The following is a 17,821-nucleotide window of genomic DNA, read 5'->3' on the forward strand; positions in this document are numbered from 1 at the left end:
TTCTGTCTCCTTATCATTGCCTATTGAGTTAAGGAATTTAACCACTACACCTCATTATACCATAGTGGTAAAAAAATCCAATACGCGTTGATGAACTCTCTCATCTCACACTGGAAAATAGGCAGCGTGTACAGGATGCTATTAAAAGTTTTAAAAAGCCTTGTAAGTTCTTGCGCTTACAAGGCTTTTTCATGTTAAAACAAGCTGATTCTGAGGGGGAGCTCTAAGAAAAACAATTTACTAATGAGCAATTTTGATTATATAAAAATAGTACTAATTTACCGGGCGGTTAACTCATTCTGAGCAATCGGATATAATGATTTGCCTCACGCAGTACGTGGTCTGCAAGCAGCGGCAGTATAATAGACCTGATTTTGCACTCGGCAATGCCTATTGTACCGGCTTGCTTAAAATCTCTGTATTTCATTGTTTGTTTTAGGGTGATATCCGTTATACTTGCAATGGTTGCATCGGTAGCTTGTTCTGTACTTTGCAGCAATTTGCCGTATTCAAATGCAAAGTCGTTTGATGTTTGTATGAGACCGTTTTCCGATGGGTCAAGCAGCCCGCGAATAAACAGTGCATGTTCCAACATAATATTATCCCAAAATAGTTCGGTTTGCTTGGCATCCATGCTGTCAATATCTACACCTTGTTCGATATACTCTACATAGTTGCGATACAAATGGGCTTCGCGCAGGATATGCTCGATTAACAACGGATAGTTTACGGTAAACATATTGCAAGATAACATCCCATTTAAAACATCTTGCTTAAAGGTAATCAATCCATCAATTAAAACTTTCGCCTCATTGTTTATCTTTTTGACATCTGCAACCAATTTTTGCGTAACAGAAGCATTATAGTCGCTGTACAGTTTTGCCTCCATTCTTGTAATGTTTTGGTTGATGGGTATTCCGGTAAAGTTTTGCGTTTTAATTTCTGCGCCCAGTGTAAAGTCGGTGACAATTTCACCCGACGCTAACACATTTGGTCTTATCAATCCGTTGCTGAGGTTTACCACATTGAATAAAAGTGTTTCAAATTTTACCTTGAAGCCATCTGCTCTTTTGGCATAATCAGCATTTTTAGGTGTAAAACCTGCTTCTAAAAACAAAGCATGCTCTTTCATAATCCTAGCAAAAAACAAATGCAGTTCCAACGATAAAACTACATACTTTTTTTGGCTCAGCATAAGGTCACCCCTTTATTGTTTTGGTTAAGTCTATGTATATTTTTACTATATTATTCAGCTGTGTTTTAGATAAACTATTTTAATAAATGCCATTTACAGACATATGATTTTTTATTTGCCTTAAAATAAAAAAAGTAAGAGACATATGGGTGTCTCTTACTTTTTGGTGTTTCTATATCAAATAATATTTTACATTGCAGTAAAATAGATAATTCTAAATTAGATAATGTTAGGACGAGGTGAATTGTAAAATTTCTTTATTGAGGATATATAACGCCTCGCCGTCAATCGCACCAAACTTTTTGATGGATTCCAGAATATTTTTAACTGCCATATCTTTATAACCGTTTGCATAATATACATTTGCCAAATCCAACAGCACGCGATTGCTGTCAATCAGGTTTAAAATGGGTAAACTAGTTTCAAAAATATCGAGCTCTTTTACTTTTAGCAGCTCAGATAGTATATTAAAGATTTTTTGGCTTGCTGTTTTATCAAACGAACAAGATTTCTTGTTTAGAAAATAAAGCAATACTTGCTTCTCTGTTTCGTTTGTTAAGCTTTGTATGATCCCATTGCATTTTTTGGTATTCAACTTACCGGCGAAACAACATAGCGTAAGATATTCGAGTAATTTTTCTGTTCTGTTTGGCAAAATACCCTGATGAGAGCTTGCTTCGATTATTTTCAAAAACTCAGTGTAAGCAGACTTGTAATCTTTTTTATAGAAAAGCAGTTTTCCTTGCAGAAAGTTTTTGTCGTTCTGATAATCAGACTGATTTTCAATTCTCTTAAAATACCGTTCTGCCTCATCATATAACCCTTCATGAATTAACACGTCAACTATCACCAATACATTGGTGATATAATAACTATCCGAAAAAAGGTTCTCTAAATTTTTACCCACATCTTGCTTGTTGGGCAGCATTTTATTTAAGATTTGACCTATCTTATAAATGATATCATATCGTTTACTATTAATTTGCAAAGCCCGAATATAACAATCCAAACAATTCGCCCAGTCATCCAACAAATAATAAATTTGCCCTAAATCGATTAGCGGCTTAAAATTGTGGATATCGTTTAAAAAAGTAAGGTTTTGCGGCGCCGCACCCATTTCAATGCATTTTTTAAAGCTTTCAATAGCCAAGGTATAGCGTTTGAGCATTTTATATATGATGCCCTTGTAATACTCGTAATCTGTACAAGCAGGGTAAATTTTAAGCGCTTCTGACAATGCCAGAAGACTTTCTTCGTTTCTTTGCAGGCAATTCAGGCAAACCGCCCTTCGGAATAATAAATGGGGGCAGTACGCCAAGGTAATGTCTTTGTTTGCATATGCTTTTTCGTAATATTCCAATGCTTTGTTGTGATCATGCTGGCTGATATATTCGTTGCCCATATTAAACAGCTGAAATGCATCGTTGGGGTTATAATCAAGCAGCTTTTGGATGATGGGGATGTTTCTTTCGTGTTTGTTTTTGTGAATTAGATTGGATAGTAGATACCCGTAATGGAGTACCCTAATATCTGTAAGTTCAATTTGAAAGTCGATGCTTTTACGGATGGGAACCAATTGCTCATGGATTGCGCCTTCGTAATGAAAAGTCTTGTTTTTAAAAAGCCTCAGCCCGGTATGCATATTATAGAATTCTTCCGAGTTTTCATTGGTCAAATTGTGGAACACTAAAGTCAATCCGTTTGCTTTTGTCGTCTGAATCTTTTCTGTAAGAATTTTCAAGTCATCTTTATAAACTACCTCATCGGCATCCAATACAAGTATCCAATCTCCGGTTGCCTTTTTAAGCGCTTCATTTCTCGCATTACTAAAATTATCATCCCATTTGTACGAAAAAATTTTAGGATTAAAGCGCTTGGCAATATCCAAAGTATGATCGGTTGATCCGGTATCTACAATAATAATTTCATCAACTGCATCGGCAACGCTGTTTAAACATTTTTCTATATATTTTTCTTCGTCTTTAACGATCATACAAAGGCTTAAAGTTTGCATAGTATACCCCTTTCTGTGTTTTGGGTTTGAAAGAAAAGACCGCAGAGCTAAAAATTAGCACTACGGTCTTTCTTAATTCATTTATGCCTGACCGTTAAAATAAGCAATGAACGATGCGATAGTTGTACCTAGATTGTATTGCAGCTGTGCATACTGTGCAAAAGTGTCGATAACAATATACGCGCCTTCGCCGTTGGGCACAACAACATTGTCGTGGCTGGGGTCATTCATATAGAATGTCCCATCGGGGCTTAATTGCAGAGAAACAGTAATTGGGGCAGTTCCGGTGTTGTTAATAAACATCGTTGCTGTACGCAGGGTTGAAATATTTTTATCTGCGAAGATGACATCTGTCCCCTGTACGTTGGTAAGGGGAGCTGAATCGGAAGTGAAGTTGTTGCCGATAACCGTCATATTAAGGCTGGAGTTGGCAATGGTAACAGAGTTACCAACAGTAACCGTACCGCCTACTGTTAGAGAAGTGTTTGCAATGGTAACAGGGTTGGAAACAGTCACGTCACCTGCAACAACCAAGCTGGCGTTTGCAATAGTAACCGTACCGCCTACTGTTAGAGAAGTGTTTGCGATGGTAACAGGGTTGGAAACAGTTACGTCACCTGCAACAACCAAGCTGGCATTCGCGATGGTAATCGAGTTGCCGACAGTAACCGTACCGCCTACTGTTAGAGAAGTGTTTGCGATGGTAACAGGGTTGGAAACAGTTACGTCACCTGCAACAACCAAGCTGGCGTTTGCGATGGTGATAGAGTTACCAACAGTAACCGTACCGCCTACTGTTAGAGAAGTGTTTGCAATGGTAACGGGGTTGGAAACAGTCACGTCACCTGCAACAACCAAGCTGGCGTTTGCAATAGTAACCGTACCGCCTACTGTTAGAGAAGTGTTTGCGATGGTAACAGGGTTGGAAACAGTTACGTCACCTGCAACAACCAAGCTGGCGTTTGCGATGGTGATAGAGTTACCAACAGTAACCGTACCGCCTACTGTTAGAGAAGTGTTTGCAATGGTAACAGGGTTGGAAACAGTCACGTCACCTGCAACGACCAAGCTGGCATTCGCGATGGTAATCGAGTTGCCGACAGTAACCGTACCGCCTACTGTTAGAGAAGTGTTTGCAATGGTAATAGGGTTGGAAACAGTCACATCACCTGCAACAACCAAGCTGGCGTTTGCGATGGTAATAGAGTTACCAACAGTAACTGTACCGCCTACTGTTAGAGAAGTGTTTGCAATGGTTACAGGGTTAGAAACTGTTACATTACCTCCTACCGTTAATGTGGTATTTGTAACGGTAACTGCCATTGCGGCGGCAGCTGCGATCAAAAGCTCCCCATCAGAGTTGAGCTGTAATTGTTGCAAAGTGGAGGTGTTTTGATTATAGCCGTAAACACCTGCGGATAATTCCGAAGCAGTTGTATTAAAAACCAAAGAGTTCATCTTTATTTTCCTTTCAATTTCTTAGACGTTTAAAGTGTCAACCTTAAAGGCTAGACACACTGCATTGTATGAAGAAAATATTTATTCAGTTACAAACACGAAGTTAACCGACAAAATCAACTTCAGCTAAAATAAGATTTTTGCATAAATCTTTGCTCTGTAAGCTAAAAAAACAGCTTGAGTTGCAATAAGCTGTTTTGTAAATTATCTGTATATAATTGATGTTGGCGCGTTCACTATTTAAAAGCAACAAGATAGCCGAATCTTCCAAAACCTTTTGCCGGTGCTAGCCATAACGTGATTTTGCAAAATAATTGACAAGTTAAAAATCGTATGATATTGTTACGAAAAGGATTTTTTGAGAGTGTGAAGATGAGAAAATTAAAATTAGCACAAAAAATATCACTATTGGTAGTTGTGATAGTGATGATTTCTGTGGGCATATCCATATATGTGGCAGGCCAATACAATATCAAAAGCTTGATGGAAAAGGTTAAGGAAAATACACTGAACACCGTGCAAATTGTAGCCATGTCGCCCATTATCATAGATGGGATTGCAAATAAAGAGTCGCAAGAAATTCAAAAGTTTGTAGAAACCACGCAGCAGCAATTGAAAAGCATCGACATTATTGTAGTGGCAGATGTAAACGGCAAAAGGTACGGCCATACCAAATCAAACCGTGTTGGAAAAATGTTTTCGGCTTATGACAACGACAGGGCTGTTTTATACGGCGAAACATATGTATCAGAAGGCCCAGGCACGTTAGGCCCCTCACTGCGCGCTTTTACCCCAATTACCAATCATGACGGTAAAATTTTGGGCTTTGTTATGGCGGGAACATTATTGGACAGCATTGCAAAAACAAAACAAGACATTGCCTTGATTATGGTGCTTTTTATTTTGATGGGATGCTTCATCGGGGTGCTGGGGGCAGTGTATGTATCCCGTTACATTAAAAAAAGTTTGCTTGGTTATGAGCCGGAGAATATTGCCAGATTGTATCTTGAGAATAAAGGGATACTTGCGACGGTTCATGAGGGCGTTATTGCAGTGAACCAAGATTACGTGATTACGCTGATTAACGAGCAAGCGATGCGCTATTTGGGCATTTGCAAGGATTTTGTGGTTGGTAAAAACATAAAAGAAGTTTTTCCGCAATCAAAATTGCCTTTAGCAATGGAACAGCAAACGGCTATGCTCGACGTGCCTTATGCCTTGCAGGACGTGATAGTCGTTTCGAATAATGTCCCAATTCTCTCCGAACAAAACATAGTAGTGGGCGGAGTTTCGTCTTTTCGTGACCAAACCGAAGTAAACAAGCTAGCCGAAGAAATTACCGGCGTAAAAAAAATAGTGGATTCCCTACGGGCAACCACGCATGAATTTAAAAATAAACTTCATGTCATTTTAGGGTTTATCGAAACAAACAATACCAATAAAGCAAAAGAGTATATAGGCACGATTAATAACCAGATTCAATCAAACATCAGCAACGTGCTGAATATGATTTTCGAACCAACAATATCCGCTTTGTGTATTGGAAAGTGCCAGCGCGGAAACGAGATTAAAGTTGATTTTCATCTGCATGAAGATTGCTATTTTGAGAATAGTTTCAATTTTGATGTCAATGCGCTTGTTGTGATTATTGGCAATTTAATCGAAAATGCAATGGACAACCTGGAATACCTGGATAAACAGGACAAACAGGTAGAATTGTATCTGAATGATCAGGATAACCAGCTTGAAATCGTTGTTAAAGATAACGGCAGGGGGATAGAAGATACTCGCAAAATATTTGAAAAAGGCTATACCACCAAGCAAAAAAGCAGGGGATACGGACTTTATTTGGTAAAGCAAAATGTTGAAAAATACAACGGTTCAATTAAAGTAGATACAAAGTTGAACGAAGGTTCTGAGTTCCATATAATTTTCAAGCAGGTGAAACATAAATGATACAAGTGCTCATTGTAGAAGATGACCCTATGGTGGCTCAAATTAATAAGGAATACATTAAAAATATCGAACATTTTACAGTTCAGGCAGTGGCAGAAAACGGGGAAGAGGCACTCGCTTATTTAAAACAGCACAAAACAATTGATTTGCTCATACTGGATGTATTTATGCCAAAGATGAATGGAATCGATTTTTTACAAGAAATTCGTCAAGAGTTTAACCAAGTAGATGTTATTTTTGTAACAGCCGCAAAAGACAAGCAAATTATACAAAGGGCTTTGCAGTTGGGCGCGGTGGATTATTTAATCAAACCGTTTACGTTCGATAGAATTAAAATAGCTTTGCAAAAATACTTGCAGCGTTACAAATTATTTCAGACAAACGCGGTATTAAATCAAGATAATTTGGATGAATTGTTTGAGAATAATCAACCGCTTGAACTGCCGAAAGGCATTCATCCCATCACTTTGCAAAAGATACAGGATGCCATTCGATTATCATCGACCGGAATATTGGATGCGCAGGCAATTGCAAAATCACTTGGGATATCCATGGTAACCTTGCGATTATACTTAGACTATTTGGTGGATTGCAAAAAGTTGTGCAAGGGCACTGTGTACGGTAAGGTTGGGCGCCCAAAAATCAAATATCATAAAAAGACGATGCAGTGAGAAATTCACTGCACTTTTTTTATTTAAAAAACCCCTAATAAACTTTAAAAACAACACAAATCATTCATATTATGTTATTTTTATAACAATCGATTAAATGAGGAGAGTATCTATGTTAAAAAAATTATGCGCTTTCAGTCTTGCAGCCTTATTGGTATTAAGCGGTTGTTCAAGCCAAGTAAAGCAACAGTCGCAGCCAGAAACAGCAGAAGTTCCCCAAAAGCAAGAAAGCTATAAAAGTGACATTGTTATCATTGGTGCAGGTGGCGCAGGTATGACAGCAGCCATTGAAGCCAAAGATGCCGGTGCAAATGTAATTGTGTTAGAGAAAATGGCATATGCCGGCGGCAACACAGTTCGTGCAAAAGGCGGCTTGAATGCTTCTGAAACAAAACCTCAGAAATCCCTTGGCATTGAAGACAGTGTGCAAACCTTTATTGATGATACAATGAAGGGCGGCAAAGAAATCAACGATTTATCGCTGGTAACTTATCTGGCACAAAACAGCTCAGCTGCAATTGATTGGCTGCTGGGAATCGGTATGGATGTGAACGGTGTGGTTGCTGCTGCGGGTGCTTCCAAACCCAGAATGCATCGCCCTGTTGACGGCTCCAGCATTGGTAATGTGTTGGTATCGGTTCTTACAAAAAACCTTGAGGACCGTGGAATTGACATTTTGTATCAGACAGAGGCAACTGAATTGATTGTTGAAAACAATGCGGTTACCGGGGTAAAAGCAAAAGATGCAAAAGGCAACGAGCTTACATTTAATGCCGATGCAGTAATTGTTGCAGCAGGCGGTTTTGGTGCAAACGAAGAAATGTATGCATCCTATCGCCCCGACATAAAAGGCTTTATTACAACCAACCATGCCGGTGCAACGGGTGATGGCATTCGTATGTCAGAAAAAATCGGTGCTGCATTGGTAGATATGGAACAAATTCAAACACATCCAACCGTTGAGCAAACAACGAACGAAGTTATTTCAGATTCCGTTCGCGGTATCGGCGCAATTCTTGTAAACGAAAAAGGCGTACGCTTTACAAATGAGATGTTGACAAGAGATGTGTTATCTGCAAATATTTTGGCTCAACCGGGTAAATATGCTTACATTATTTTTGACCAGAATCTAAGAAACAACATGAAAGCAATCGAAGAAATGGTTGAAAAAGGCATTGTTACCGAGGGCAAAACCCTAGAAGAACTCTCTGCAACCTTAAAGGTGGATGCAGCAGCAATGACAAAAACCCTTGCTACTTGGAATAAAGCAGTTGCAGATAAAAAAGACGCTGAGTTTGGCCGCGATACCGGCATGGATGCAAGTTTGGAAATGGCACCGTATTATGCGGTTAAAGTTGCACCCGGTGTACACCATACAATGGGCGGTATTAAAATCAACACCAATACAGAAGTGCTGGATACGAAAGGCGCTGTAATAAAAGGCTTGTATGCTGCCGGCGAGGTTACAGGCGGTGTACATGGTGCAAACCGTTTGGGCGGTAACGCTGTAGCAGATATTACTGTTTTTGGCAGACAAGCAGGTAAACAGGCTGCTCAGTTTGCTTTGGCAAATGGCGCAACCGAATTGGTAATGCCTAAAGTAGAAAGCAAAAAAAGTACAGCCGGTACAGCAAGCTATAAAGATGGTGTGTACACAAAAACCGCAAAAGGCAATAACGGTGATGTTACTATAGAAGTGACAATCAAAGACGGCTCGATTGCCGATGTTAAAGCGACAGAACACAAAGAAACACAGGCTCTTTTTGATGCCGTACAAAAAAGCTTGTTCCCCGCGATTATTGAGGCACAAAGTGCAGATGTAGATGCAGTTGCAGGTGCAACCAAATCCAGCGATGCTGTTTTAAATTGTGTAAAAGAGATTTTAAACGAAGCAAAATAACATAGATGTAAAAATGGATAGGCAGAACAACCTAGGTTGTTCTGCCTATTTTTAATTGAAATATTAAAATAATAGTATGTTATTTGATATTTGTATGTATTAATAAAAATTGATGAAACTTTTAGTAAAATATAAATAAAAAACCTTCAAAATAATCAATTAATCAGCAAAATTATTGATTATATCACAAAATATATCAATATTATTAAATTATTATATTGACTTTTTATAAATAGAACAGTATACTACAGGTAAAACATCGATTATTTTTACTAAACTATTTTACTAAAAGGGGATATATATGGCTACGTTAAAAGATATTGCCGAATTGGCGGGGGTTTCTATCGCTTCGGTATCAAGGGTACTTAACCAAGATGAAACTTTTTCTATATCCAGTGAAACAAAATTAAAAATTCTTCAAATCGCACAAGATTTACAATATAAAGTGAACAAGTCAGCAGCACACCAATTTATCCCCGATGAGAACCTAAAAATAGCTTTGATAATGCTTTACAGTGAGTTTTGGGAGATTTCGGACTCTTACTATCTTTCCATCCGAGTAAATGCAAAAGAAGAAGCTGCTGCAAACGGTGTAGAAGTAAAAGAATTCTTTTTGCCCTCGGATAGAGATGAAGTAATTGATTTTACGGGATTTTCGGGAATTATCATCATTGGCGATTCGGGCGATTGGTATCTGAAAGAAAATTTCAGAAAATCTGTATTAACATCGCGCTTACCAATATCTTTCGTAGATTTTGACCCTAAAGAAACGGATGTAGAAGCAGATTGCGTTATCAATGACTTCAGGCAGATAGTAGACAAGGCTCTCTGTTACTTTTTTTCGCTCGGCTACCGTGAAATAGGGTACATAGGCAGTAACGGCTGCAACTTAAAAGGCAAAAAACATCTTGATTTACGCTGTGTATCTTTTGAAGAAATATTAAAAGTTCAAGGCTTGTATCAAGAAAAGTATGTTTACAAAGATGATAATGCATCTGCCGAATCGGGTTATAAACTTGCCAAGCAGGCAATTGAAAAAGGCGAGCTGCCCAGGGCATTTTTTGTAGAGAACGATTCAATGGCTATCGGAAGCCTAAGGGCGTTTAAAGAGCATAACATTAAAATTCCACAGCAGATTTCAGTGATAGGATGTAACGACATACCTACTGCGGAGTTTCTAACACCATCTCTTTCGTCAGTTCACATCTACAGCGATTTAATCGGTATTATGTCAACACGTTTGATGATTGAAAGAATAAAAACAAAGCGTATGCTGGGCGTAAACATAGTGGTGCCGAACAAGTTGATTATCCGCCAGAGCTGTGAAGTAAAGGAGAATTAAGTTTGGATACAAAACAACATAAACAGCACATCGTATCGATTGCGTTACTATTTGTCGTCGCAACCATTTGGGGGTCGGGGTTTATTGGCACACAAATGGCATTGGATGCAAAGCTGGATTCGTCTTTTATTATGTTTGTTCGCTTTACCATTGCAACTTTTATTATTGGTACCGTATTTTTTAAAGACATTAAAAAAAATTTACGCCCGCAGCATTTAAAAGGCGGTTTGATAATAGGGCTGTTCTTGTTTTTGGCATTTTTTATTCAAACAGTGGGCTTAAAGTACACAACACCTGCAAACAACGCATTTATCACTGCGTCCAATGTTGTCATGGTTCCCTTTTTATGGTGGGTTGTCAGCAAGAAAAAGCCTAAAAATAAAATTTTCATATCTTCTGCATTATGCTTGATTGGTATTGGAGTTTTATCTTTAAATTTTGTTAATGGGTTTTCTTTTTCGGTAGGTGACTTATTAACCTTAGGTTGTGCTTTTCTGTTTGCATGCCAAATTGTTGCTACGGGCATTCTTGCAGCAAGCATGGATGCAAGAGTTCTAGTATTTTTACAATTTACGGTTTCGGCTGTTTTATCATTTTTGGTTTTTATGTTTACCAACCGCGATTTTACCGCATTTGCTTCGCCGAAAGGGATGATGGCGGTAATCTACTTAGGCGTATTCAGCACCTGCATATGCTATTTTTTGCAGACAGTTGCACAAAAAAATGTCGAATCATCAAAAACGGCAATGATTCTTTCTACAGAAGCATTGTTTGGCACATTTTTTTCCGTCCTGCTCGGATACGACAAACTGTCGGCAAATATGGTGGCAGGCGGATTGATTATCATTGTTTCTATCCTAATGGCAGAAGTTGATTTTACAAAAAGCGATAAAGCAAAAAAAATAATAAAGGAAGGGCAAGGGTAAGAAGATGAAGCTTACATTTGACTACAGACAAGAAGACTGGAACAACATAGAAGTTTTACAAAGAAACCGTATGCAGACAAGACCGATGTACTGCGGTTATCAGGATAAAGAGGCAGCCCTTACCTTTGAACGTATCAACAGTGGTAATTATCAGCTGCTCAACGGAATGTGGAAGTTCTTTTACTCATCTACACCACTTGAAATACCGGATGATTTTATGAATGCTGAATTCGATGACAGCAAATGGGGCGAAATGCCTGTGCCCGCACACTGGCAACTGAACGGGTATGATTCTCCGCATTATACCGATGCAATTTCGCTTTTCCCCATTACAGATGAGCCGTCTATCCAAATCGACAACCCAACGGGAGCATATCGACACAACTTTGTTTTTCATAAAACAAAAGAAGAGGAATGCATCCTGCGTTTTGACGGTGTAGAAAGTGCTTACCATGTGTGGATAAACGGAAAATTTGCAGGGTATAGCCAAGGCCCTAGGCTGACGGCGGAATTTGATATCACCGAATTAGTAAAAAACGGCGAAAACCTGCTGGCTGTCAAGGTTTATAAGTTCTGTGAAGGCAGCTATTTAGAAAATCAGGATATGTGGACATTTGCGGGGATTATCCGCGATGTCAGTGTAATAAAAAGGAATAAAATTCATCTTTCCGATTACAAAATTGATTCTTTGCTGACAAACAACTATAACGACGGTGCTTTCTCGGCTGAAATGGAGGTAGAAAACAACTCCGAAAAACAATGCGGACTGGTTTTAGAGGCAGAATTGTTCGACGGTGAACGGCTGGTTCTTTCAAAGAACGAAAAACTGACGCTGCAGCCGCAAAATAAACATTTGGTTAAAATAGAAGACTGCTTACCAAATGTGAACCCATGGTCTGCCGAGACACCTTATCTTTATACTTTGCTCATCACATTAAAGGATGAGAACGGCACGGTAATTGAGGTATATCCTCAGAAGGTGGGCTTCCGCAGTGTGGAGCTGAAAGACGGCTTACTATTGGTAAACTCAAAAGCAATTAAACTCAAAGGCGTCAATCGGCACGATTGGAACCAATATGCAGGCAGATGTATTACAACAGAGGATATGAAGCAGGATTTACTGCTGATGAAGAGAAATAACATCAATGCTGTAAGAACAGCGCACTACCCCAGCCACCCCGATTTCTTGAATTTGTGCGATGAATTGGGCCTTTATGTGATGGAAGAGGCGGACCTTGAATGCAACCAGATGGCATACATAAAGGGCAAGATGAACAAAATCAGTGAAGACCCAATTTGGGAGGCAACTTACGTTGAACGGGTAGAACGTATGATACGCAGGGATAAAAACCATGCATCCATCCTGTTTTGGTCACTCGGCAACGAGTCGGGTTTTGGGCATAATTTTGTGGCGAGCGGGCGGTTCGCCAAAGCGTATGACCCTACCAGACTGATTCACTATGAAGAAGACCGCGATGCAGTAATTGCAGATATGTATAGCTCGATGTACACACGCCACCATATGTTGGAGCAATGGGGACGTGACACCTCTAAGAAAAAGCCGCATGTCGTCTGCGAATATGCCCATGCAATGGGTAACGGCCCCGGGGGATTAAAGGAATATTGGGATATTTTCTACAAATATCCAAGGCTGCAGGGCGGTTTTGTTTGGGAATGGATTGACCACGGAATTAAGCAGAAAGACGAAAACGGAACGGAATATTTTACCTATGGCGGTGATTATCAGGACTACCCAAACAGCGGAGCGTTTTGCTGTGACGGGCTGATTCAAGCGGACAGAACACCTACGCCGGCTTTAAAACAATTGAAGAAGGCACTAGAGCCTTTAGCGTTTGGCAAATTGAATCAATCAACGGGTGATATCAGCATTACAAACCGTTACGATTTTGTTTCGCTCGATTACCTCAAATGTATCTGCAAGGTACAAAGCCTGGATACCACCCTTTTGGAAAAAGAAATTGACCTTTCAGGCATTGAGCCGCACAGCACCGAAGAATTAAAGCTGTTCCATCCCGATGAGCTGAAAATTCCCGAGGGTTACTCAGAGTGGTGGCTGAATTTAAGCTTTACTTACAAACAAAAACCGGAATGGCTGGATGATGCAAATCTTGAAGTGGCATTTCATCAGGAACTGCTGGAAACGCCAAAAATCATTCCCATGCCCCAGCCCACAAGCAAAACAATATCCGTTCAAGAGAAAAACGGAAAGCTGTACATAACAGGGCAGGATTTTGAAGCAGTGTTTGACCGCATCCATGCCAACCTTTGCGGATATACCTACCGCGGTGAAAAACTCATTGAAAAAGGGTATGACCTAAACCTTTGGAGAGCACCCGTAGACAACGACAAAAATGTGCGTTTGATGTGGGATGAAAAGATGGTTGGTTCATTAAAGAACATTGTAAACTCGGTTACTGTAGAATTTGATGACTGCCAAGCTGTAATTCGGTGCAGCCAGGTTTTTGCACCAATCGTAATGGAGTGGAAGATTTTATACAATTCGGTTTATACCATCAATGCCGCGGGCGTTATCACCATAAAGGTTGAAGGCGTTCCGGTTGGTACGCTCCCCGAGTGCTTCCCGCGAATCGGCTTGCGGTTTGCTTTAAACAAAGGGTGCGAAACAGTTAAGTGGTATGGTAGAGGCCCGCTTGAAACCTATTGCGACTGCAAAGAAGGAAATGCAATCGGGCTGTATCAAAGCACCGTAGATGAGTTTTACTTCCCGTATGTGGTGCCGCAGGAAACAGGTAATCGAGAGGATACGCGTTGGGTGGTTTTGTCGAAAAACAACGGCACGGCACTGTGTGCAGCAGCAAAAGATAAATTCGGTTTTAGTGCACTCTACTATACTGCCGAAGATTTAACAAAGGCAACCCATACCAATCAGCTTAAAAAGCAAGAACAGGTCATTCTATCCCTAGACTATGCGCAAAATGGTTTGGGCAGCGCAAGCTGGGGAGCAGAGACTCTGGAAAAAGACCAGCTAAAGCCGCTCCCGTTCTGTTTTGTATGGAAAGTGTTTGGGCTCGACAGCAGCGAAGCACCCAACAAACCCGAATTTGAGCGGGTAACCATAGAAGAATAGCAGCAGGAGCGAGCAAGTGACTGAAAAATCCATGTAAATAGAGTTACAAAGGAGAGAAGAAGTTTTGAGTAGTGACAATATCGGTATCCGATGCAAGTTAAGCAGAAGAAAAAGTATCATCACACAAAAAAATGCACCTTATTTTTTCTTGTTACCAATAGTAATTATCTTTTTGGTTTTCATGGTTTATCCTATCATCCATTCATTTATTCTCAGCTTTTTTAACTTTGAAGGCGGGCAATATCAGCCGATAGGTTTTCAAAACTATGCAACCATGTTTCAAGATCCCATTTTTTACAAGTCATTGGGGAACACCTTTATCTATTTGGTAATTCAAGTACCTATTATGGTTCTTCTTTCACTGTTTTTGGCTGTTCTTGTAGAACAGGATTTTCTGAAGTTCCGCTCCTGCTACCGCATCAGCGTATTTCTTCCGTCTATCACCGCTTTGGTTGCCTATGCAATTGTATTTAAATTGCTTTTAAACACCGATTACGGCTTAATCAACCATTTTCTGCGTGCAATCGGTTTTGCCGGGGTAGATTGGCTCAATACCGAATGGGGAGCCAGGTTCTCTATTATTATGGCAATTACCTGGCGTTGGACGGGCTACAACACCATTATTATGATTGCAGGCATTAAGGGGATACCCAACGAGCTTTACGAATCTGCCGACATTGACGGCGCAAGCTTTTTTAAAAAACTCACGAAAATTACAATACCAATGGTAAAACCCATCATGCTGTTTGTCAGCATTACATCTACCATCGGTACGCTGCAGTTGTTCGATGAATCTTATATCTTAACCTCGGGCGGCCCTGATAATGCAACCATTACAATTGGCCATTACTTATACGATACAGGCTTTAAGTTTTTTAAATTCGGCTACGCAGCAGCGCTGAGCTATGCACTTGTTGTAATCATAGGTGTACTTTCGTTAATTCAGTTCAAAATGACAAAAGGAGGGGAGAACTGATGAACAAATTATCGGGCAGAAAGATATTTACTTATGTATTTTTAACCATTGCTGTTTTTGTATCGCTTTTCCCCTTCTACTTTATGTTTGTGTCTGCATCCAATACAAACAACGATATTTTGAGTATTGCACCTAAATTAACTTTTGGCAGTAACCTGCTTAAAAACTATGCAAACTTAAATAAAAGAATTGATATCGGGAGAGTTTTTCTGAACTCGGTTATCATCACGTTTATTTATACGGCACTGTCTGTTTTGCTGCACTCGATGGCGGGTTATGCTCTGACCAAATTTAATTTTAAAGGCAAAGGCTTATTGTTCGGTGTCATAATGGTTACTATGATGATTCCCAGCCAGGTTTTATATGTACCATTGTTTACATTAATGAATACAATCGGCTGGGCAAACTCCTATCAAGCGGTTATATTGCCGGCACTTGCCAATGCATTTGGTATTTTTCTAATGCGGCAGAATATGATGGCATTCCCAACCGCGCTGATGGAGGCTGCGAGGATTGACGGTTACGGTGAGATCTCTTTGTTCTTCAAAATTGTTCTGCCAAACATGAAACCCGCAATGGGCGCTTTAGGCATTTACATGTTTATGAGTATGTGGAACAGCTTTATGTGGCCGCTGATTATTTTAGGTACCAAATCAATGTACAACTTCCCCGTTGCACTTTCGATGCTCAACGGTGTTGTATGGAGAAAAGATTACGGTGTAATTATGCTTGCAACCTCTTTGGCCACCCTGCCGATCATGTTAATTTTCTTCGTTTTCCAAAAACAATTCGTATCCGGCGTAATGGGTGGCGCGGTAAAAGAATAAGTTATGGTTTATACCGCACTCAAATTTGCAGTGCGGAATAAATAAACGATTAAACAGAAAAGAGGATTCAAATGAAAAAGCGCATATTAGCAACACTTCTTGCCATGGTGTTAGTTCTATCTTTGGGTGCTTGTGGTTCATCTCAGTCTCCTGCAGAAAATCCCGCGGCATCCGGTAAAGAGAACGGTGAACTCTCCGGAACAGTTACCATTTGGAGTTGGGACGTTGCTCTTGCTCATCTTCAGGAGGAAGCCGAAAAATTCAACGAAACTTACCCCGATGTAGAGTTTGTTTTCGAAGAAATGGGTGTTGATCAGGTTTACAGCAAAATGACTACTTCTTTGCAATCCGGAATCGGCTTGCCGGATATCGTTACTTTAGAAGGCGAGCAGATGGCAAAGTTCGGCGAAAAGTTCCCCGATAAATTTGTTGATTTTACCGAGCATGTAAATAAATCAGATTTTCTGCCTATCAAAATAGCAGAAGTAACGGTTAATGATAAAATCGTGGCATATCCCTGGGATGCAGGCCCCTGCGGTTTGTTTTACAGAGTAGATTTATTTGAACAAGCGGGGATCAAAGCAGAAGATATTGTGACATGGGATGACTATATTGAAGCAGGCAAAACCCTAAAAGAAAAATTAGGCGTTTCTATGCTGAGCCTTGCTACCTCGAGAAAAGACGCTGTTTACAGATTGATGATGATGGAACTTGGCGGTTTCTATTTTGATGAAAACGGCAACACAAGCGTCAACTCGCCCGAATCGATTCGCGCTATGGAAACAGTACAAAAGTTATATGCAGCAGGTATCACGGCAAGCGATACCAGTTGGGATGATTTTATCTCTGCTATCAGCGGCAGCAAAGTAGCAACTGTGCCCGAGGCTGTTTGGATGGTTGGTTCTATCAAAGATGCAGCACCCGACCAGGAAGGCAAATGGGCAGTGATGGAGTTGCCGAGATTTGATAAAGAAACTCAAACTTACGGTGCATCCAACGGCGGTTCGGTTCTTGCTGTCCCTGCTACCAGCAAAAGCAAAAAAGCTGCAATCGAGTTTGCAAAATTTGCTATGACGGATAAAGAGGGCCATGAGCAAGGCTTTACAAATTATGGCTTGTATCCTTCTTATATTCCTGCGCTGGACTCTGAGGTTTTCCAAAACGGAGATGACTTCTTCGGTGGACAGAAGATTTACGAAATATTTAACCGTATCGGTAAAAAAGTACCGCAGGTTAACTATACTGCAAATTTTGCAGAGGCAATTGACCTCTCTAAAAATGCGGTAAGTAAGGTTACTTTAGACGCTGCAGACCCCACAGAAACTATGAATAACCTGCAAAAAGAGATGGTTGCTAAGTTTGGCAAATAAATTGATTATTTAAACTTGCGCAAAAGGGCATCTGTGAAGCTTTTCACAGACGCCCTTTGTTGTCAGACAAGGTGAAC

12 protein-coding genes are annotated in these 17,821 nt (G+C 40.1%); 9 read left to right on the forward strand and 3 right to left on the reverse strand.

The features are described from left to right. Positions 1 to 289 precede the first annotated feature (289 nt). From EDD70_RS02685 to EDD70_RS02695, 3 genes are all read right to left on the reverse strand, one after another. Entirely contained in the window at positions 290 to 1,195 is a 906-nt protein-coding gene (locus EDD70_RS02685; RefSeq protein WP_092753263.1) for a DUF2935 domain-containing protein, read from the reverse strand. 229 nt (positions 1,196 to 1,424) lie between these two features. After that, the gene (locus tag EDD70_RS02690) at positions 1,425 to 3,209 is read right to left on the reverse strand and encodes a glycosyltransferase family 2 protein (RefSeq protein ID WP_092753261.1); all 1,785 of its coding nucleotides are present in this window, start codon (positions 3,207 to 3,209) and stop codon (positions 1,425 to 1,427) included. A gap of 81 nt (positions 3,210 to 3,290) precedes the next feature. Continuing rightward, positions 3,291 to 4,667: a DUF6385 domain-containing protein gene (locus EDD70_RS02695; protein ID WP_123811002.1), complete on the reverse strand. Its 1,377-nt coding sequence runs from the start codon at positions 4,665 to 4,667 to the stop codon at positions 3,291 to 3,293. Between the two features lie 372 nt (positions 4,668 to 5,039). Here EDD70_RS02695 and EDD70_RS02700 point away from each other — a divergent pair, with 372 nt between their 5' ends. From EDD70_RS02700 to EDD70_RS02740, 9 genes are all read left to right on the forward strand, one after another. Beyond that, entirely contained in the window at positions 5,040 to 6,623 is a 1,584-nt protein-coding gene (locus tag EDD70_RS02700; protein WP_162840839.1) for an ATP-binding protein, read from the forward strand. Next, positions 6,620 to 7,294: a response regulator gene (locus EDD70_RS02705; protein WP_092753257.1), complete on the forward strand. Its 675-nt coding sequence runs from the start codon at positions 6,620 to 6,622 to the stop codon at positions 7,292 to 7,294. The genes EDD70_RS02700 and EDD70_RS02705 overlap by 4 nt, the downstream gene beginning before the upstream one ends. A 112-nt stretch (positions 7,295 to 7,406) precedes the next feature. Next, positions 7,407 to 9,194, forward strand: coding sequence for a flavocytochrome c (locus tag EDD70_RS02710; protein WP_242943099.1), 1,788 nt, complete (start codon positions 7,407 to 7,409; stop codon positions 9,192 to 9,194). Positions 9,195 to 9,495: 301 nt separating this feature from the next. Further along, positions 9,496 to 10,536 carry a LacI family DNA-binding transcriptional regulator gene (locus EDD70_RS02715; protein ID WP_092753253.1) on the forward strand — a complete coding sequence of 347 codons (1,041 nt, stop codon included), beginning with the start codon at positions 9,496 to 9,498 and terminating at the stop codon, positions 10,534 to 10,536. Positions 10,537 to 10,538: 2 nt separating this feature from the next. Beyond that, positions 10,539 to 11,462: a DMT family transporter gene (locus EDD70_RS02720; RefSeq protein ID WP_092753251.1), complete on the forward strand. Its 924-nt coding sequence runs from the start codon at positions 10,539 to 10,541 to the stop codon at positions 11,460 to 11,462. Positions 11,463 to 11,466: 4 nt separating this feature from the next. Next, the gene (locus EDD70_RS02725; protein ID WP_092753249.1) at positions 11,467 to 14,571 is read left to right on the forward strand and encodes a glycoside hydrolase family 2 TIM barrel-domain containing protein; all 3,105 of its coding nucleotides are present in this window, start codon (positions 11,467 to 11,469) and stop codon (positions 14,569 to 14,571) included. Positions 14,572 to 14,635: 64 nt separating this feature from the next. Next, a complete protein-coding gene (locus tag EDD70_RS02730; protein ID WP_242943098.1) occupies positions 14,636 to 15,547 on the forward strand; it encodes a carbohydrate ABC transporter permease in 912 nt (303 codons plus the stop codon). Continuing rightward, positions 15,547 to 16,374, forward strand: a complete 828-nt coding sequence (locus EDD70_RS02735; RefSeq protein ID WP_092753247.1) for a carbohydrate ABC transporter permease — start codon at positions 15,547 to 15,549, stop codon at positions 16,372 to 16,374. The genes EDD70_RS02730 and EDD70_RS02735 overlap by 1 nt, the downstream gene beginning before the upstream one ends. A 71-nt stretch (positions 16,375 to 16,445) precedes the next feature. Beyond that, entirely contained in the window at positions 16,446 to 17,744 is a 1,299-nt protein-coding gene (locus EDD70_RS02740; protein WP_092753245.1) for an ABC transporter substrate-binding protein, read from the forward strand. Positions 17,745 to 17,821: the final 77 nt, after the last annotated feature.

Source organism: Hydrogenoanaerobacterium saccharovorans (genome assembly GCF_003814745.1).
GTDB lineage: Bacteria > Bacillota > Clostridia > Oscillospirales > Ruminococcaceae > Hydrogenoanaerobacterium > Hydrogenoanaerobacterium saccharovorans.